Annotated in this window: 19 protein-coding genes; 7 read left to right on the top strand and 12 right to left on the bottom strand. The window is 41.5% G+C overall.

The annotated features are described in order from the left end of the window. Positions 1 to 25: 25 nt before the first annotated feature. The 9 genes from panD to R8923_RS03680 form a co-directional block, all read right to left on the bottom strand. On the bottom strand, positions 26 to 409 hold the full coding sequence (gene panD, locus R8923_RS03720) for an aspartate 1-decarboxylase (protein WP_485871412.1): 384 nt from the start codon (positions 407 to 409) through the stop codon (positions 26 to 28). Next, positions 409 to 1,254 (bottom strand): pantoate--beta-alanine ligase, encoded by an 846-nt coding sequence (gene panC, locus R8923_RS03715; RefSeq protein ID WP_485871411.1) that lies wholly within the window; start codon positions 1,252 to 1,254, stop codon positions 409 to 411. The genes panD and panC overlap by 1 nt, the downstream gene beginning before the upstream one ends. A 1-nt stretch (position 1,255) precedes the next feature. After that, positions 1,256 to 2,089 carry a 3-methyl-2-oxobutanoate hydroxymethyltransferase gene (gene panB / locus R8923_RS03710; RefSeq protein WP_485871410.1) on the bottom strand — a complete coding sequence of 278 codons (834 nt, stop codon included), beginning with the start codon at positions 2,087 to 2,089 and terminating at the stop codon, positions 1,256 to 1,258. Positions 2,090 to 2,298: 209 nt separating this feature from the next. Next, positions 2,299 to 2,757: a thioredoxin family protein gene (locus tag R8923_RS03705; protein WP_485871409.1), complete on the bottom strand. Its 459-nt coding sequence runs from the start codon at positions 2,755 to 2,757 to the stop codon at positions 2,299 to 2,301. Between the two features lie 154 nt (positions 2,758 to 2,911). Next, the gene (locus R8923_RS03700) at positions 2,912 to 3,889 is read right to left on the bottom strand and encodes a biotin--[acetyl-CoA-carboxylase] ligase (protein ID WP_485871408.1); all 978 of its coding nucleotides are present in this window, start codon (positions 3,887 to 3,889) and stop codon (positions 2,912 to 2,914) included. Then, positions 3,882 to 5,054 carry a CCA tRNA nucleotidyltransferase gene (locus R8923_RS03695; RefSeq protein ID WP_485871407.1) on the bottom strand — a complete coding sequence of 391 codons (1,173 nt, stop codon included), beginning with the start codon at positions 5,052 to 5,054 and terminating at the stop codon, positions 3,882 to 3,884. Before R8923_RS03695 ends, R8923_RS03700 begins: the two co-directional genes overlap by 8 nt. A 16-nt stretch (positions 5,055 to 5,070) precedes the next feature. After that, positions 5,071 to 5,478 carry a methylglyoxal synthase gene (locus R8923_RS03690; protein WP_485871406.1) on the bottom strand — a complete coding sequence of 136 codons (408 nt, stop codon included), beginning with the start codon at positions 5,476 to 5,478 and terminating at the stop codon, positions 5,071 to 5,073. 15 nt (positions 5,479 to 5,493) lie between these two features. Next, complete coding sequence (gene dapB / locus R8923_RS03685; protein WP_485871635.1) at positions 5,494 to 6,282, bottom strand: 4-hydroxy-tetrahydrodipicolinate reductase; 789 nt, start codon at positions 6,280 to 6,282, stop codon at positions 5,494 to 5,496. Further along, positions 6,282 to 6,614: a nucleotide pyrophosphohydrolase gene (locus R8923_RS03680; protein ID WP_485871405.1), complete on the bottom strand. Its 333-nt coding sequence runs from the start codon at positions 6,612 to 6,614 to the stop codon at positions 6,282 to 6,284. The genes dapB and R8923_RS03680 overlap by 1 nt, the downstream gene beginning before the upstream one ends. A gap of 77 nt (positions 6,615 to 6,691) precedes the next feature. Here R8923_RS03680 and R8923_RS03675 point away from each other — a divergent pair, with 77 nt between their 5' ends. Then, positions 6,692 to 7,558 carry a YitT family protein gene (locus R8923_RS03675; protein WP_485871404.1) on the top strand — a complete coding sequence of 289 codons (867 nt, stop codon included), beginning with the start codon at positions 6,692 to 6,694 and terminating at the stop codon, positions 7,556 to 7,558. Here the strand turns inward: R8923_RS03675 and R8923_RS03670 are convergent. Both R8923_RS03670 and R8923_RS03665 read right to left on the bottom strand, forming a co-directional pair. Beyond that, positions 7,555 to 8,649 carry an NAD(P)/FAD-dependent oxidoreductase gene (locus R8923_RS03670; protein ID WP_485871403.1) on the bottom strand — a complete coding sequence of 365 codons (1,095 nt, stop codon included), beginning with the start codon at positions 8,647 to 8,649 and terminating at the stop codon, positions 7,555 to 7,557. The two genes, R8923_RS03675 and R8923_RS03670, sit on opposite strands and share 4 nt — an antisense overlap. Continuing rightward, a complete protein-coding gene (locus R8923_RS03665) occupies positions 8,646 to 9,317 on the bottom strand; it encodes a uracil-DNA glycosylase (RefSeq protein WP_485871402.1) in 672 nt (223 codons plus the stop codon). Before R8923_RS03665 ends, R8923_RS03670 begins: the two co-directional genes overlap by 4 nt. Positions 9,318 to 9,507: 190 nt before the next feature. On the opposite strand from R8923_RS03665, the gene R8923_RS03660 reads away from it, so the two are divergent. From R8923_RS03660 to R8923_RS03635, 6 genes are read left to right on the top strand one after another with little or no spacing between them, the layout of a single operon-like run. After that, positions 9,508 to 10,656 carry a GGDEF domain-containing protein gene (locus R8923_RS03660; RefSeq protein WP_485871401.1) on the top strand — a complete coding sequence of 383 codons (1,149 nt, stop codon included), beginning with the start codon at positions 9,508 to 9,510 and terminating at the stop codon, positions 10,654 to 10,656. Positions 10,657 to 10,661: 5 nt separating this feature from the next. Beyond that, a complete protein-coding gene (locus R8923_RS03655; RefSeq protein WP_485871400.1) occupies positions 10,662 to 11,810 on the top strand; it encodes a GGDEF domain-containing protein in 1,149 nt (382 codons plus the stop codon). After that, complete coding sequence (locus R8923_RS03650) at positions 11,803 to 12,792, top strand: glycoside transferase (RefSeq protein WP_485871399.1); 990 nt, start codon at positions 11,803 to 11,805, stop codon at positions 12,790 to 12,792. The genes R8923_RS03655 and R8923_RS03650 overlap by 8 nt, the downstream gene beginning before the upstream one ends. After that, positions 12,785 to 13,459, top strand: a complete 675-nt coding sequence (locus R8923_RS03645) for an EAL domain-containing protein (RefSeq protein ID WP_485871398.1) — start codon at positions 12,785 to 12,787, stop codon at positions 13,457 to 13,459. Before R8923_RS03650 ends, R8923_RS03645 begins: the two co-directional genes overlap by 8 nt. Before the next feature lie 44 nt (positions 13,460 to 13,503). After that, entirely contained in the window at positions 13,504 to 15,135 is a 1,632-nt protein-coding gene (locus R8923_RS03640; RefSeq protein ID WP_485871397.1) for an NAD-dependent malic enzyme, read from the top strand. 2 nt (positions 15,136 to 15,137) lie between these two features. Beyond that, the gene (locus R8923_RS03635) at positions 15,138 to 16,145 is read left to right on the top strand and encodes a serine hydrolase domain-containing protein (RefSeq protein ID WP_485871396.1); all 1,008 of its coding nucleotides are present in this window, start codon (positions 15,138 to 15,140) and stop codon (positions 16,143 to 16,145) included. A gap of 23 nt (positions 16,146 to 16,168) precedes the next feature. Here the strand turns inward: R8923_RS03635 and R8923_RS03630 are convergent, their stop codons facing one another. Beyond that, positions 16,169 to 17,449, bottom strand: coding sequence for a BaiN/RdsA family NAD(P)/FAD-dependent oxidoreductase (locus tag R8923_RS03630; protein WP_485871395.1), 1,281 nt, complete (start codon positions 17,447 to 17,449; stop codon positions 16,169 to 16,171). Positions 17,450 to 17,457: the final 8 nt, after the last annotated feature.

The following is a 17,457-nucleotide window of genomic DNA, read 5'->3' as shown; positions in this document are numbered from 1 at the left end:
CCTAAAACCAGTTCCACATGTTTTTTTACAACGTTGTATTTGCTTTTTCTTCGTAAAGTCGACTAACAATTTGGTTGCGCTCATTTAAAACAATAACTTTTGGCGTAAGCGCCTCTGCCTCATTTGTTTCAAATAAGCCATAACCCATAATGATGACAATATCTCCAGGCGATACAAGCCTAGCTGCAGCACCGTTTAAACAAATGACACCACTATCTTTTTCACCAGCAATAATATACGTTTCTAGACGAGCACCATTATTATTGTTTACAATCTGTACTTTTTCATTTGGCAGTAAACCAGTTGCTTCTAAAAGAGCCGCATCAATCGTAATACTACCCACATAATTTAAATTTGCTTCCGTAACCGTCGCACGGTGAATTTTCGCATGCATCATCGTTCTAAGCATCACTCATCACCTCGCTTTATAATCTCATTATCAATTAAACGTGCTCTTTCATACTGCACCGCTATGGCTAAAATAAGCGATTTTGAATCATCTGACACGGCAGTAAAATCAGGATATTCATAGAGCGCCAAGTAGTCTAATTTCATCGCCACATCGCCAAGTACCGCTCGTACCTCGGCTAAAATGACCGACTCATCCCTCTCACCTTCCAAAATGCATTTCCTACCAGCTAATAGGGCTTGGTGAATGATTGGTGCCTCGCTTCGCTCAGCTATAGATAGGTTGACATTTCGACTACTCATCGCTAAGCCATCTCGTTCGCGCACCGTCGCAACACGACAAATGATGACTGGCAAAAAATAATCCTGAACAAGGCCTTCCACAACCGCAATTTGCTGGGCATCTTTTTGCCCAAAATAAGCGCGGCAAGAACCAATGAGATGGAATAATTTGAGTAGCACGGTGACAACACCGTCAAAATGCCCTGGTCGTTTCGCACCGTCCAGTACATCAACACGTCTTTTAACATGTAATTCAACCGATAACTCAGACGGATACATTTCCGAAACACTTGGCAAAAAGAGAATCGCAACACCTGCTTCAGAAGCCCGTTTAATATCGCGTTTTTCATCGCGCGGATAAGCTTCCAAATCTTCGTTCGGTCCAAATTGCGCTGGATTTACAAAAATGCTCATCACAACCACGTCATTTTCTCGCCTTGCTTCCCGAACGAGCCTAAGGTGACCCTCATGCAAATAGCCCATAGTTGGGACAAAACCAATCGAATCCGAATTCACATCAAGAAGCGTACTACGAAGTTCCGTTTTTGTGCGTACAATTTTCATCTTATTTCCCCCCGTATAAGCCTTTTAAATCTTCTTCACTCATCGTAAAACTATGGCTCTCTTCTGGGAAATTTTGCGTTTTAACATCTTGCACATAAGCGGTAAGTGCCTTTTCAATCAGCTCATCTACTTCCGCATACGCCTTCACAAATTTAGCACGCCGCGAAATACCATACCCGGTGACATCATGATATACAAGTACTTGCCCATCCGTCTTAGACCCGGCCCCAATCCCAATTGTTGGAATGCTTAAATTTTTCGTCACTTCTTCGGCAAGCTGTTTTGGTATTGCTTCTAAAACGAGTGCAATAGCGCCTGCAGCTTCTACCTTTTTAGCATCTTCTAATAATTTTTTAGCATCTTCTTGCGATTTTGCGCGGACTTTATAGCTTCCTGTAAGCCCAACAGATTGAGGTGTCAAACCAAGATGTGCAACAACAGGGGCTCCTGCCGCAGTCAAAGCAGCGATATGCCGCGTTACATCACCAGCACCTTCCAGTTTCACTGCATTTGCCCCACTCTCTTGAATAAGCGTTCGAGCGCGTTCTACCGTCTCGCTTTCCATCCCGTGATACGTCATAAAAGGCATATCCGTCACAATAAACGTATTTTTCGCCCCTCGTTTCACCGCTTTTGTATGGTGAATCATATCAGAGAGTGTCACTGGAATTGTCGAATCATAGCCTAGAACTGTCATACCGAGTGAATCGCCGACTAAAATTATATCCACTCCAGCAGCTTCTGCATTTTTAGCAGAAGGATAATCATAAGCAGTTAACATTGTAATTTTTTCCTGCTTTAGCATCATGCTTAAAAAATCAGTTGGTGTTTTCATTTTAACGCATCCTTTCGTCCATGTTCATTCGTGAATCACGGCAAAAATAAGTTGAAAAAGAAGAAGGACTGTATCGTTTCAGTCGAATACGATCATTGCCTCTCTACCTCTGTTAGTTTAGCATATTTACGCACAGCTATAAAGTATACTTACTAAAAAAGCCCTCACCTAATAGCGAAGGCAGGCTAGTTTTTGCATGACGATTAACTTTATTCCTCATTTTTTTCCAGCCAGTTTTTTAAATCGGCTTTACTCTCATTCCCTAAAAATTTAGATGCCACTTTGCCATCTTTTAAATACACCATAGTTGGCACAGAATCAATATCCATCCCCTTCAACAAACTAATCATTTTATCGCGGTTTTCTTCACTTGCAGCATCTGTATTATAATAAGCCATTTTCTCCGGCCAATTTTCTTCTTGAAGTGTTTCTTTTAAAATGGGTTGAAAAGCTTGGCAATCTTCACAAGACGGACGCCCCACATAGACAAAACCATCTTTCTTATCTGAAAATTCTTTTGTTCCAATTGTCGTTAAAAACGTTTTTGCGGCTTCACTTGTTTCTTTCGTCTTGTCATTTTCTTCGGCTTTTTTCCCTTCCGTTTGTGAACAAGCAGCAAGAACTAAACCTAACACACAAACGCCAACAAACAGCATGATTTTTTTCATCTCAAACCTCCTAATTCAATTTTCATTTTACACAATCTCCGCAAAAAAAGAAAATGCTAAGTTTAGCATTTTCTAATAGGTTAACCTATGCAAAATTTAATTTCTCGAAGCAAATTGGCTTGATTTTTTAATTTTCTGTAGCAGAAAAACAATTTTAGGAGTTGAAGTCAATATCTGCCGAATAAATTTGGTGCAGCACATTTGATTCGTCGCGGACAAGCAAAACGCCGTCATCTGAAATTCCTTCGGCACGGCCAGTCAGTTTTCCTTGCATCGTTGAAACCGTAATTTTTTCCCCAAAAGGAATGGCCTTCTCTTCCCAAAGTAGCTTAATTGGTCGGAAGCCTTCTTCCATGAATAGCTGATAATATTTTTCAAGTTGTTTTAAAATCTCTTGAATAAGCGCTGTTCGCGAAATAGAGTGCCCGCTCTTAAGAGCAAGTGAAGTGGCCTTTTCCTTAATCTCTTCTGGAAAGCTTAGTTGATTGACGTTGATGCCGATGCCAATAATAACTGCCTCGACAGAAGCTGCTTCAACACGCATCTCAGTTAGAACTCCACACACTTTTTTTCTGTCAATGTAGATGTCATTTGGCCATTTAATTTGCGGTTCAAGCTTTGTAACTTCCTGAATACCTGTTGCCACCGCAAGCGAGGCGATGAACGTAAACTGTGGTACTTTTTGCATCGCAATTTGCGGCTTTAAAATGACACTCATCCAAATTCCTTTGCCACTTTGTGAATCCCATGAGCGCGCAAGACGTCCCTTGCCATTCGTCTGTAATTCGCTAACGACAACCGTTCCACTCGCTGCACCTTCGCTAATTTTTTGATGCGCCACAAATTGCGTTGAATCCACTTCATCGTAGAAATAAAGTTTTTGCCCCATGAATTTTGTATGTAAATCAATTAGAATGCTGTCTTTCGAATAAGAATCACTATTTTTAATTAGCCGATACCCTTTATTTCGAACCGCCTCAATTTCAAAACCTTCGTTTCGTAAACTTTCCATATGCTTCCAAACCGCCGTACGCGATAAGCCGAGTAAATCCGCAATTTGTTGCCCTGATAAAAACTCACCTTGCTGCTTTGCAAAAAGAGCGAGTAACTTCTCCCGATTTTGATTAGCCACGATGCAACCACCTCCGAATCGCTTCCTCTTCATTTTCAACTTCCCGAAAAATGACCGCTCGCTCAATCTCTGAAAAAAGCTCCCGAAGCCATGCTCCGCCTGGTTTTCCGAATATCTCCATCAATTCCGTTCCCGAAATCGCAAGCTCACGACGAGATTTAATTGGCAACTTTTCATAAATTTCAAGTATAGCAGCTGTTTTTTTCTCACCTGAATAAAACGCGCGTCCCGCTTCAACTAAATCTACTAAAAGCGGCCCAGCATGAAATACAGTTAACGGATTCCATGAAACATCTTCTAGAATGAGCGCGTACGCGGCTGTAACAAGCTGAATGCGTTTAGTCGGCAACTTCCAAGCTTTCAAAAATTCATCCGCCTCACTCGGTCGAACAGCAAGTAATAACGCAAGCCAAATTTCATCTTCAACTGGGTCATCTGCAAAATGAAACGCGAACATTTCGGCAAGTTGCGATTTTCTGCCAGCAAGTTGTGGCAAATAATTTTCCATGTTCGCGAGTAGCGCAATTTCTAAGGCTTCTTTCCGAAAAGGTCCGCGCATCAATTTAACCCACTCTACTCTTTTTCGTTCAGTTGCAGTATGCGAAAGAAGGCCCACTTCAGAAAGCAGCGCCGCTTTGGTTTCTGACTCAAGAGTAAACCCCAGTTGACTGACAAAGCGAACTGCGCGCATCATTCGGAGAGCATCCTCATGAAACCGCGTTTTGGCATTTCCAACAGCGCAAATCATTTTCAAGCGAATCGCGTCACGCCCGTGAAAAGGATCATGATACACACCGTTTTTATCCATCGCAATAGCATTCATCGTAAAATCACGGCGTAGCAAGTCCTCTTCTAGCGAGCGCACAAATGTTACGCTTTTTGGGCGTCTATAGTCTTCGTATTTTCCATCTGTACGGAATGTTGTCACTTCATAATATTCTGTTTCAAAGCGGACGGTAATTGTCCCGTGTTCGATGCCAGTGTCATACGTAGCTGGAAAAAGTGATTTTACTTCATCAGGAAAGGCGCTTGTAGCAATATCAATATCGTCAATTTCGCGCGCGAGGAGCGTATCACGCACTGAACCGCCAACAAAATACGCCTCATATCCTGCTAGTTCTAATTTTTCTAAAACTGGAATCGCTTGTTTAAATAGTTGATTCATAGCTCTCTCTCGTTTCTTAAAACGTGTCATCACGTCGTAGTTTGCGCCAATCTAAAAAGCCGTCTGCAAGCCCGCGAAGTAGTACCTCTGCCGTTCCGATGTTCGTTGCAAGCGGAATCGCATATACATCACAAAGTCTAATTAGCGCCGTCACATCTGGCTCATGCGGCTGTGCAGTCAATGGGTCGCGCAAAAAAATGACCAAGTCCATCTGATTTTCTGATATTTTTGCACCAATTTGCTGGTCACCGCCGTGCGGACCAGATTTAAAACGATGAACTTGAAGCCCTACTTCCTCAATGATTCGCTTTCCAGTCGTTCCAGTTGCAAAAAGCGTGTGCGGCTCTAAATAATTTTTGTAGCTTAGCGCAAGTTCGATTATTTGTTCCTTTTTTTCATCGTGGGCAATCAGAGCGATATTCATTTTTTTTCACTTCCATTATAAAATATTTTCAAGTCCGTAAATGAGTGTATCGTATTCCGCCGTTTTACGGATGGCAAGTGCAACGCCAGACATGAAAGAAATCCGATCATAGGAATCGTGCCGAATGCTGAGCCCCTGGCCAACAGAACCAAAAATAACTTCTTGATGAGCAACAAGTCCTGGCAAGCGAACACTATGAATGCGCATGCCTTCATAATCAGCGCCGCGCGCACCTTGAATAGTTTCTTCTTCCCCAGTTGCACCTTGTTTAATCTTTTCACGAGTTTTTGAAATCATCTCTGCCGTTTTAACAGCTGTCCCGCTTGGTGCATCTAATTTTTTATCATGATGAAGTTCAATAATTTCAACGTTCGGGAAATATTCAGCTGCTTTTTCAGCAAATTGCATCATCAAAACGGCTCCAACAGCAAAATTAGGGGCAATTAAACTTCCGATTTTTTTATCCGTAGAGAGTTTTGTCAGCTCTTCGATTTGTTCAGGTGTAAATCCCGTAGTTCCAACAATTGCGCGTGCACCGTGCTCAATAATTTTTTTCGTATTGGAATAGGCAACGCTTGGCATCGTAAAATCTACGACAGCCTCAGGTTTCACCTCAGTAAGAAGCTGCTCTAAATCACCAAATACAGGCACATCTAAATCAGTAAATGCCGCTAGTTCGTTGATGTTTTTTTCTGCTGGCTCTTTATCAAGTACAGCAACAAGCTCCAAATCCTCTTCCCGTAAAACTGTTTTGACAACCTCATGACCCATTTTACCTTTATAACCAGATACTGCTACTCGAATCATTTTTCTTCCTCCTTTTTCGTCCAACGCTCTTTGTCTCGTGTCGCAAATTTTTGCATCACCATATTATGAGCTTCTTCTAAATCAATATGTAGTGAGTTTGCCATACAAGTTAACACGAAAAGACAGTCGCCAAGTTCCTCTTGAATTGTTTTTTCGCCTTCCGATGTTTTTTTAGGCTTTTCACCATAATGATGATTAATCTCGCGCGCTAGTTCTCCTGTCTCTTCAGTAATTCTCGCCATCATGGCAAGCGGCGAAAAATACCCTTCTTCAAACTGCCCAATAAAAGCATCTACTTCATTTTGCATCTCTCTTATTGTCTTTGCCACGCGCTTTCCCTCCCATTTTTTGATACACTAATAGTATTATTATAACGTTATTCTAAAAATCTTGAAAGGAGCAGAATATGTTCAAAACACTTCGGGTTAAAAATATTCTTTTTATTATGCTTGGTACAGCCATTTATGCGTTTGGCCTCGTGAATTTCAACATTCAAAACGGACTTGGTGAAGGTGGTTTAACTGGGATTACTCTCCTATTGTTACACTTCTTCCATATTGATCCCGCCTATTCAAACCTTCTTTTAAACATTCCACTCTTCCTATTAGGTTGGCGTATTTTAGGTTTCCGTACATTTCTTTATAGTGGTATCGGCACCATCAGCCTCTCCCTTTTCTTATGGATTTTCCAGCGCATCCCGTTTTCACTCGACCTGCACACTGACTTACTACTTGTCGCTTTATTTGCGGGTAGCTTCACAGGTGTTGGTCTTGGGCTTGTCTTTCGATACGGCGGGACAACAGGCGGTAGCGATATTATCGCGAAATTGCTTCACTTTAAGAAAGGGATTAGTATGGGGCGCACATTATTCGTCATCGATGCGCTTGTTTTAACGGCTTCACTCTCCTATTTAGACATTCGACAAGTCATGTATACCCTTGTTGCTGTCTTCATTGGCGCACGCGTAATTGACTTTGTCCAAGAAGGCGCTTATGCCGCACGCGGGGCACTAATTATTTCAAAAGACAACCATGCTATCGCAAGCCACGTCATGCTTGCAATGAACCGCGGTGTCACCATATTAGAAGGGCGAGGAGGCTTTTCAAAACTTGACCAAGAAGTCCTTTATATCGTCGTTGCGAAAAACGAAATTATCCAACTAAAAAATATTATCGAAGCCGTCGATCCGCACGCTTTCGTTTCTGTCAGTATTGTTCATGATGTGATGGGGGAAGGCTTCACACTGGATGAAAATAAAAATCCGCTTTATTAGCGTCTTCTCACATAATTCGCTGGGTCAAAACGTGTTAAGTCCAGCGAAACCGGTTCACCAGTCGCGCATTCGGCAATCAATTTTCCAACAAAAGGACCCGTTGTTAAGCCAGAAGCTCCCAAACCATTAGCTGCATAAATTGGTGTATCTGCAATTTGTCCGATAAACGGTGTAAAATCAGGCGTATAAGGTCTAGTTCCAACCGAAATTGTACTTTTCAGTGCACTTTCTAAATGAATAAATGGTTCAATCTCCGTCATGATTTCCCGGAAGCCGGCTTCTGTCCCTTCAAGATTAAAGCCGGCTTCTTTTTCATGCGTGGCGCCAAGCATTATTTTCCCTGCACTAAAAGGCACAATGCTCTTTGTCGCAGGTGGCAAAATCACTGGCCAGTCGTCTGTTTCCTCAGAAAATGTCATTGTAATAATTTGCCCTTTCTGTGCCAAAACATCTACCTCAAAACCAAGCGGCTCCAAAAAGTGTGGCATCCACGCACCCGCTGCCAGAATAATTTTATCAAAAGCCACTTCCTCCTCACCTGCAAAAAGCGTTCCTGTCGCATCTAGCTTACCGTGCGCCGATATTTTATGAGCGCCGACTCGGCTTGCCCCGTCTAAAAGTGCATCACGAATCCGTGCACCACTGACACGCCCGCCACCACTGACGAAAACCGCCCCAAAACCAGCTTTCACTAGCGGAAACCGCTTTTTCACATCCGCTTCCTGTAATCGAATCACCTCACCCATCTCAGGTGCCAATTCAAGCCGCTCCTTCGCAAGCGCAAACAACGCATCAAGTGCCTTTTCATTTCCCCGAAGCGCAAGCGCGCCCACTTGTTTGTATCCAGAATCCACCGAAAAATTCGCCAATTCTGTAGACAACTGCGGATAAAAAGCAGCGCTTTGTTTCGCGAGCTCATACCAAACTTTATTCCGCCGTTTTGAAAGCCACGGGCAAATAATTCCAGCCGCATGTTCTGTTGCCTGCCCTGGGGCCCTATCATCAATAATCGTCGTCTCATGACCCCATTTCGCCAAATGATAGGCCGCACTTGCACCAACAATCCCCGCACCAATAACCGCAATTTTCATGACGTAATCTCCTTTAACCACACTCGAAGCGCATCAAAGTCAGCTTCAATAAGCGGCAATAATTTTCGATTGTAAAAAATACTCGCCGGATGAAAAGTCGCCATCATCCGAAATTTCCGTTCTGTTTTAACATACTCTCGCTGATTTAACGAAGCCAGTTTAGAAAATGGCACATAGAGCCGCTTCCCGCGCACATCTGAAACTGATATTTTCTCCCCGAGCACTCGTCTTAAAGCAATGTTCCCTGTAGTCAGAACAATTTCCGGTTGCACATGCCGCAATTCATCATCAAGAATAGGAGCGTGCGCATCAATCTCCTTTTGATTTGGCGTACGATTGTAGCGCTTTAAAATTTGCTCCCCGGTTTTCGCATCCACTTTTTGAACCTCTTTAAAAGGGCGACTTAAAACCGTACTTGTGATATAAACGTCCTCCCGCGTTAAGCCAGCTCTTTCAAAAAACTTCATTAGTTCAGCGCCCGCACGTCCGCTAAACGGAATTAAATGATGAATCTCTGTTTCGCCCGGTGCCTCCTCAATTAACATCACTTTTGGGTTTTTCGGGCCACGACTTTTCACAAAGCCTTCAAGCGCCAAGTGCTCACTCCGTTTTTTTACAAGTTGAATAAGTGCATCTGAAGTTTCAAAAAAAGCATCATTTCGCTGCATAATATCCTTCCTTTACTTATATTGACAACAATATGGTAATTTGCAATAATATGGTATGCAAATCAGCGTTTAAAAAATGGGTAGTTTTTTGTATGAACATCAGAATAGCAACGTGACACGCCTCCTGAATGAACCGTATCTTTTTATTTTACTGAATTCCCGTACGAATTACAAAAGGGGAGCTTTTTTTATGTGGCATATGATTGACTCATTATGGTCTAGTTTGGCGCTTTTTTTATCTGCTTTATTTTTTCACGGTATTGTTTTACGTTGGCTTCGGGAAAGATGCCCAAACTGGTTTATCAATAATCGACAACATCATCTTATTCGTTACTTGATTGGCGTATACTATGGTGTTTTAGGGTTGTATTTTATTTTACGCGGCTTACCTGACACCGATTACGGTGTTTACACTGATATGCTTATTAATATTATCTTAATTGTCAACTTGTTTTCAGGTGCAGGACCCGCGACAATTGCTGCAATCATAATGGCTTGTAGTAAAATTTTATTAGCATCTAACACAAGCCTTCAATTACTCTATATTTTTTTCATATTCGCCTTTCTCCTTATTTGCATCCAAATTAGTGCCTTGAAAATTTCACTTTTTAGTAAATTTATTTTAAGCAAGCTTAGCATTGTTCCATTTATGATTTATTACCTTCACATTAAAATGGCCATCCCCCTTCAAATGGATGCGATTTCGAAGTGGGTATTATATTTTGGCATTTCATTTTTTGGTAGTTTTTTATTATATATGGCTGCACGCTTCATTGATTCCTCAAACAAGCAACTCTTTGCTTTGCGCCAATCAACCATCTTAGATCCTTTAACAAATCTTGCAAATTACCGCCATTTTGACAATTGTTTGCGTGAACAATTTTCTGAGAGTAAAAAAAATCATGCACCACTGAGCATTATTATTTTTGATATTGATTTTTTTAAGAATATTAATGATACATATGGGCATCAAACGGGTAATGTTATTTTATCTAGCTTCAGCAGTATCTTACAAAACGTCTTATTTCCCGATAAAACAGTCATTGCAAGAATTGGTGGTGAAGAATTTGCGATTTTATTACCAAATGTTTCATGCAGAGGGGCGAAACTTTACGCCGAACAGCTTAGGGAAAAAATTGAAAAAACCGACTTTCCTTTTCAGCATGAAGATATTCGTTTGACTGTTTCTGTTGGCACGGCAACGATGGACGAACTTCATGAATTTGAAAGTGGTGAGGCTCTCTTGAATACTGCTGATAAGGCGCTTTACGCGGCAAAAGAAGACGGTCGAAATCGTGTTCACGCAGCAGCTAATTTAACCGTTTTACTAAAGGAGTAATTTTTATGCCCACACAATTTGATGCCTATATCGATAGTATTTCGACCTTTCTAGCGATTTTATTCATCCAAGGAATTACCTTCCGCAAACTTCGCGAATTAAAGCCCGATTGGTTTTTAAAACGTAAAAGTCGACTACTTTTAAATGTTTTACTCGGTATTTACTACGGTTTAGCCGGCGTTTACTTTATTTTTCGTGGCGAACAAGATGCGGCGACTGTCGTGTACACCAATATGCGGATGAATGTATTACTTATTACCGCCATTTTTGGTGGCCGAATTCCTGTTACAATTGCCTATTTCTTTATGGTGGTTGGTCATATTTGGTTAGGACATACGACACAAAATGAGTTGAAATTCATTCTACTCCTAACAGGCTTTTACATCATTTGCTTTATTGTCACCCGTTTTAAAATGAGCTATTTAAAAAAATATTTAATTGTCTTCTCCTGTGCCATACCAGTTCTCGCCTATTACTATTTTACCGACTTTGGAAGCCATACGATTTTAACAGGAACAGAAGCCATGCTTTACTACATGCTTTTCATGCTTACAGGTGCCCTTGTTTTCGCCGCTTGTAACTACATTGATAAGAGCAACAAAATCATGTTTCAGCTCCGAAATTCCGCCATGACAGACGTATTAACCAATTTGCCTAACATCCGTTATTTTTTAGACACATTTGAAAAAGCTTTTCTTCTTTCTATGAAAAAAAAGAGACCGCTTAGTTTAATCGTTATTGACATCGATAATTTTAAAGAAATTAATGATTTGCATGGGCATCAGGCGGGCAACACAGTATTATCCCAGTTTAGCGTGATTTTAAAAAATCATATACTGCCTAAAAATACCCTTATTTCTCGAATTGGTGGCGAAGAATTTTCCATTTTACTGCCCAGTGTCGCACTCCCTGAAAGTAAACAAATCGCCGAAATCATTCGTAGCCAAATTGAACGCACAACATTCCCCTATAATCCTAAAAGCGGGCATGTGACAATATCGTTAGGCGTTTCCTGCCAAAACTTCCCTGAACAGCCTTATAAAACAAAAGAAAACCTGTTTGAAGCAGCCGATCAGGCGCTATATCTTGCTAAACAAAATGGGCGTAATCAAGTTTTAGCAAGCGTTTCAAAGGAGAGCGATATGGATGTTTAAAAAAATTCTTTTACTGATACTTCTTACATTTTTAGCAGGATGTACGCAAAATCCGCCTGCAAAAACAGAACCTGAATTTTCGGATGTGGAGGAACATGTGAAAGCGAATTATTTAGCAGAAAACGGCTTAATTGCAGACTATAAGGTTTCAAAAAATACCAAATATTTATCTGAAAGTATAGGTTTATACATGCAGTATCTAGTTTTAAATAACGACAGCCTTACATTTAATACGCTTTTTACGGCGATGCAAAATGAACTTCTTGTGGATCAAACGTTTATAAAGTGGAAAATGGGCGATGACGTGACTACAAACGCCTTTATTGATGACATGCGGATTTATGAAGCCCTTCAGGAGGCAAGCGCCAAGTTTCATTACCCAAAATACGAGGAATTCGCGAATAAAATCGCGGTGAGTTGGAAAAAATATGGCTTGGTGAACCAAACACCTCGTGATTTCTTCGATTTTAAAACAAAAGAAAAGGCAGAAACGCTTCATTTGAGTTATTATAATAGTGTTGCAATGAAAAAAGCTGGATTTGATGAAATCTCTTTTACGCCGCTTGAAAATGCGGTAGCTAGCCCGTTTTTTGATGAAATCTTTGAAAATGGGCGCTATAAAACGACTGGTAATCAAGTGAATATGATTGATCAAATGCTAATTGCGATTCAATATGTGACGCTAACACATAAAAAAGAACCGCAGTTTGATGCTTTTTTAGAAAATGAATGGAACCAAAATAATCGAGTTTATGCACGTTTTTATCGGGATACGAAAGAACCTGTGGAGAGTATGGAATCGACAGCCGTTTATGCATTGCTTGCGAAATACTATACACTGACAAATCAAACAGATTTTTATCAAAAAGCGATGGATAAACTAAACGAAATGGATACGTCAGATGCCACTACGACACATTTCTTTGACTACATGCATAAAGAGTTAGCCTTGATAGAAAAAAGGAAGTTAGTAGATGAATAGAGATCAAATTTTGGATATAATTGAATCCAATGAATTCCAGACAATTTACCAACCGATTGTAAATATTCAAGAAAATCATATTTTTGGCTACGAATCTTTAACGCGCGTTAGCCGCTTTTCCATTGGAGATTTTATTAAAGAATGCGAGAAAAACCGTTTGATTCATCAATTTGAACTGCGCACCCTTAAAAATGGCATTGAGCATTTTAGTTGGCGCGAAAGTACGCAACTTTTTTTAAATATTTCTTATGACACATTTATCAATCACTACCAAGAATTAGAGGACATTTTGAAAGAAAGTGGCAAAATTACATTTGAATTTTTAGAAACATCCTCTATTGATGAATACCAGTTGCCAGACTTACATGCGAAAATGACTTCTCTGAGAAGGCGGTTTGGCACGCAATTTGCGATTGATGACTTTGGTTCTGGCTATGCAGACATCGCACGCGTTCTAAAGCACCCAACAGATTTTGTAAAAACGGATGCTGAACTGCTGAAAAATGTTCAACATCATCACGGGAAAAAATTAGTGCTCACGAACTTGCATCATTTTTTAGAAAAGAAGAGGAAAAAAGTCGTCGTGGAAGGTGTTGAAAATAGAGATCAGCTCAATTATTTGGTTGATCTTGGAATTACGTATGCGCAGGGATTTTATTTTATCTGAAAAAAGCGGTAAAATGGAACCAAAGATTGAAAAGGAGCAACTTTATGACTAAAAATAATCGATTAAAAAACCCGTTTTTAAACAAAGGTACTGCTTTTACATATGCTGAACGCGAAAAATATCATTTAGAGGGCCTACTTCCGCCGCACGTGGAAACGCTTGATGAGCAAATTGTTCGTGTGAAAGCCGTTTTGGACGCGCTTCCTGATGCGCTTCAAAAAAATTATTATTTAACGGACCTATATAATAAAAATCGGACGCTTTATTTTGCGACGGTACAAAAATACGTTACGGAGCTCCTCCCTGTCATTTATACGCCAACAATTGGGGATGCGGTAACGGAATATCATAAGCATTTTCAAAATACCGATGACGCGCTTTTTATCAATGCTTTTCGCCCAGAAATATTGCGTAATAGTTTGGTGAACGCATGTGAACAGCCTGAAAAAATTAAAATGATGGTCATTACAGATGGCGAAGGTGTTTTAGGCATTGGTGACTGGGGTGTAAATGGTGTTCAAATTGCTATAGGAAAACTTGCGGTTTATACTGTAGCAGCTGGTCTCGACCCGTCTAGCTGCCTCCCTGTCATCATAGATTTTGGCACAAACAATTTGGAGCTACAAAATGATCCCCTTTATCTTGGCGAACGTAAGCCACGCATGTCCAAAACAGAATACGACCATTTTATCGCACAATTTATCTCCACTGCAAAAGAAATTTTTAAAGAAGCTGTTTTTCATTTTGAGGATTTTGGACGAGATAATGCAAGCCGCATCTTAGATGACTACAAAGATGGGATTTGCACGTTTAATGATGATATTCAAGGGACTGGTGCGATGGTTGTTGCCGCTGCTCTTTCAACCACACGTGTTTCCAAAATCCCACTCGCCAAACAACGAATTTTGATTTTCGGTGCGGGAACAGCGGGAATTGGTATTGCAAGCCAGCTTTGCCATGAAATTATACACAGTAGCGAAGCAACGCGACATGATGCTAAAAAATCCTTTTATTTAGTCGACCGAAATGGTCTTATCACAGATGACATGACTGACTTGACTGTAGGCCAACGTTCTTTTGCACGGGACCGAGCGGATTTCGAGAATATTGACACCTCTTCCCTCTTAGAGCTTGTGAGGTGTATCAAACCAACTATGCTCATTGGTTCAAGCGGCGTCCCTTCTGCATTTTCTGAAGACGTGGTACGTGAAATGGCGAGCTATACGATTCGTCCAGCCATTTTACCGCTTTCAAACCCGACAAAACTCGCTGAAGCAAAAGCTGCCGATTTAATCCAGTGGACAAATGGAAAAGCACTGATTGTGACAGGCAGTCCAAGCGCGCCAGTTGAATACGACGGGCAAACTTTTGAAATTGGTCAGGCGAACAATGCGCTACTTTATCCAGGGCTTGGGCTTGGTGCTGTCACTTCGCGGGCAAAAAAAATTACGAACGGTATGTTGCGTGCCGCAGCAAAAACGGTATCAGAGCAAGTCGATGCAACACATAAAGGTGCCGCGCTTTTACCGCACGTTTCAACTCTTCTTCAAACGAGCGAAAAGGTGGCTTATGCCGTTTCAAAAGCGGCCATAAAAGACGGGGTCGCACGAATTAAAACGATTACAGAAGATGACATTCAAAGTGCCATCTGGACGCCCTCTTATAAAGAGGTGTAGCCATGTTTTTACAAACGAAAAAACGCATCGAAAACCTTGTCGACTCAGGTACCGTACCAGGGGCGAGTTTCCAGTTCTTAACACAAGAAGCGACACAGTCTTTTACTCGCGGTTTAAAACAACTCAGCCCTTCAAAAAAACCACTTCTTTCTTTTGAAAAAAATATTTATGATATTGCGTCACTCACGAAAGTAGTTGCGACGACTACGCGTGTAATGCAGCTTGTTGAGAGCGAAAAACTGGCTTTAACGGACACGCTTGGTACTTTTTTGCCTGACTACCACACGCCCGATTTAACGCTTCTCGACTGCTTGACGCATCGCACTGGGCTCCCAAAAAACATTCCCGGCTTCCCAATTGAAACGCCTGATGACATTGATGCTTATATTGGCGCAGCCTGTCCTGTCGCCAAAAATCGCACCATTGTAGACTACTCTGATTTGAATTTTCTACTTCTTGGTAAGGTCATCGAAGTCGCTTGCAAAAAGCCATTTGAAACCCAAGTCCAAGACGCCATTTTGCGCCCACTTCATATGGAAGATACAACATTTTATTCGGCTGACAAAGCCCTTTCTGTTCCTACTGAAGTAACCGAGAAGCGTGGTGTCATTTCAGGCATTGTCCACGACCATAAAGCTTTCATTGCAGGTGGCAACACCGGTCATGCGGGGCTATTCTCAACCCTAGATGACCTTAGCCGTTTTGCATCTGCACTCCTATTCCAAGACGGCGCTCCCATTTTAACGCCCGAAAGCCTCGCCCGCATGCAAGAAAACTATACGAAAGATTTAAATCGCGACCGAGGTATTGGCTATGACTTAAAACCAAACGGCGACCATTACGCCCTTTACCATACTGGATTCACTGGTACCTTTATCGTCCTTGACATCATACAAAAAAAAGGACTCATCGTCCTAACAAACCGCATCCATCCAAGCCGAGACAATGCCGCATTTTTAAAAGAACGCGAGCAAATCGTCACCATTTTTTTAAATGAAAAAGCAGAGTAGTGATGCTACTCTGCTTAAACCCATCAATCAATCTCACTTCTCCGCGCTTCACTAGCAAACCTTGCCGCGTATTCCCCAGCCGTATGCCCCGTCACAAGTGCACATGTAATATTATAGCCACCCGTGTAGCCATTAATATCTAGAACCTCGCCGCAGAAAAATAACCCTGGCATTAGTTTCGACTGCATTTCTTTCGGCATAATTTCCTTCGTCTGCACGCCTCCGCCAGTTACAAAAGCTTTCTCAAAATCAAGCGTCCCGTCTACCATAAACACAAAACTTTTCAGAAGCTGAACAAACGCTTCCCATTTCTTCGGACTTTCCTGCTTAAAATGATTTTCTGGATTGATTCCCACTTTTTCCAAAAGAAAGAGCAAGAGCTTTTCTTGGATTAAAGGGGAAAGTGCATTTTTAACAGCTTTTTTCGGATTTTCCTCTAGTAATTTAAAGACGTTTTGATGCACATCTTCTAGCCCAATATCTGGAAAGAAATCGAGTTCCATCGTGACAGTTTCCTGCTTCCTAAGCGCTTGATTGACAAACATACTACACCGAAGTGCCGCCGGACCTGAAATGCCAAAATGCGTAAAAATCATATCCATTCGGTGCGTTACAACAATTTTATTCTTCTTACCTAAAACAGAAAGCGACACATCCCGAAGTGAAATCCCTTGGAGTACGCGCGACACAATGAATGGCTCTTTAGACGTAATCGGCACTTCCGTCGGATAAAGTTCCGTTATCGTATGCCCAGCGTCCCTTGCAAACCCGTAGCCATCGCCTGTCGAACCCGTGCGCGGAACTGATTTGCCGCCTACCGCGATAATCACGCTATAAGACGTCTTCACCTGTCCATCCTGCAGCAAAACGCCTTTCACCTTCCCATTTTCGTAAAGCACCTTTTTAACAGGCGTCTTCATAAAAATCGTAACCCCAAGCTTCTCCATCCGATTAATCATCGCATCCGCAACCGACCTTGCACTATTTGAAACCGGAAACATTCGCCCGTGATCTTCTTCTTTTAAATGCACGCCAAGTTTTTCGAAGAACGCAATAATATCCTCATTATCAAATTGATGAAACGCGCTATACAAAAAACGGCCATTTCCTGGCACATGCCGAATGATTTCCTCTACAGGTAAACGATTGGTGACATTACACCGACCACCGCCCGATAAAATCAGTTTGCGCCCAAGCTTCGGCCCCTTTTCAACGAGCAACACCTTTTTATTCTTCCTAGCCGCCTGAATCGCCGCCATTAAACCAGACGGACCACCGCCAATTACAATAACATCAAAATCCATATTTTCCC

Source organism: Listeria tempestatis (genome assembly GCF_963575625.1).
GTDB classification, from domain to species: domain Bacteria; phylum Bacillota; class Bacilli; order Lactobacillales; family Listeriaceae; genus Listeria; species Listeria tempestatis.
The sequence above is the reverse complement of the archived record's forward strand: the minus strand, read 5'-3'. Positions and strand labels throughout refer to the sequence as shown.

Excerpts from the sequence above, each read along its gene's own strand:
- R8923_RS03670 (WP_485871403.1), bottom strand. The coding sequence starts at position 8,649 with ATGAAAATTGCGGTTATTGGTGCGGGGATTGTTGGTGCAAGTGCGGCC.
- R8923_RS03665 (WP_485871402.1), bottom strand. The coding sequence starts at position 9,317 with ATGCAGCGAAATGATGCTTTTTTTGAAACTTCAGATGCACTTATTCAA.
- panB (WP_485871410.1), bottom strand. The coding sequence starts at position 2,089 with ATGAAAACACCAACTGATTTTTTAAGCATGATGCTAAAGCAGGAAAAA.
- R8923_RS03645 (WP_485871398.1), top strand. The coding sequence starts at position 12,785 with ATGAATAGAGATCAAATTTTGGATATAATTGAATCCAATGAATTCCAG.
- R8923_RS03695 (WP_485871407.1), bottom strand. The coding sequence starts at position 5,054 with ATGAATCAACTATTTAAACAAGCGATTCCAGTTTTAGAAAAATTAGAA.
- panC (WP_485871411.1), bottom strand. The coding sequence starts at position 1,254 with ATGAAAATTGTACGCACAAAAACGGAACTTCGTAGTACGCTTCTTGAT.
- R8923_RS03690 (WP_485871406.1), bottom strand. The coding sequence starts at position 5,478 with ATGAATATCGCTCTGATTGCCCACGATGAAAAAAAGGAACAAATAATC.
- R8923_RS03640 (WP_485871397.1), top strand. The coding sequence starts at position 13,504 with ATGACTAAAAATAATCGATTAAAAAACCCGTTTTTAAACAAAGGTACT.
- R8923_RS03630 (WP_485871395.1), bottom strand. The coding sequence starts at position 17,449 with ATGGATTTTGATGTTATTGTAATTGGCGGTGGTCCGTCTGGTTTAATG.
- panD (WP_485871412.1), bottom strand. The coding sequence starts at position 409 with ATGCTTAGAACGATGATGCATGCGAAAATTCACCGTGCGACGGTTACG.
- R8923_RS03660 (WP_485871401.1), top strand. The coding sequence starts at position 9,508 with ATGTGGCATATGATTGACTCATTATGGTCTAGTTTGGCGCTTTTTTTA.
- R8923_RS03635 (WP_485871396.1), top strand. The coding sequence starts at position 15,138 with ATGTTTTTACAAACGAAAAAACGCATCGAAAACCTTGTCGACTCAGGT.
- R8923_RS03655 (WP_485871400.1), top strand. The coding sequence starts at position 10,662 with ATGCCCACACAATTTGATGCCTATATCGATAGTATTTCGACCTTTCTA.
- R8923_RS03675 (WP_485871404.1), top strand. The coding sequence starts at position 6,692 with ATGTTCAAAACACTTCGGGTTAAAAATATTCTTTTTATTATGCTTGGT.
- R8923_RS03705 (WP_485871409.1), bottom strand. The coding sequence starts at position 2,757 with ATGAAAAAAATCATGCTGTTTGTTGGCGTTTGTGTGTTAGGTTTAGTT.
- R8923_RS03650 (WP_485871399.1), top strand. The coding sequence starts at position 11,803 with ATGTTTAAAAAAATTCTTTTACTGATACTTCTTACATTTTTAGCAGGA.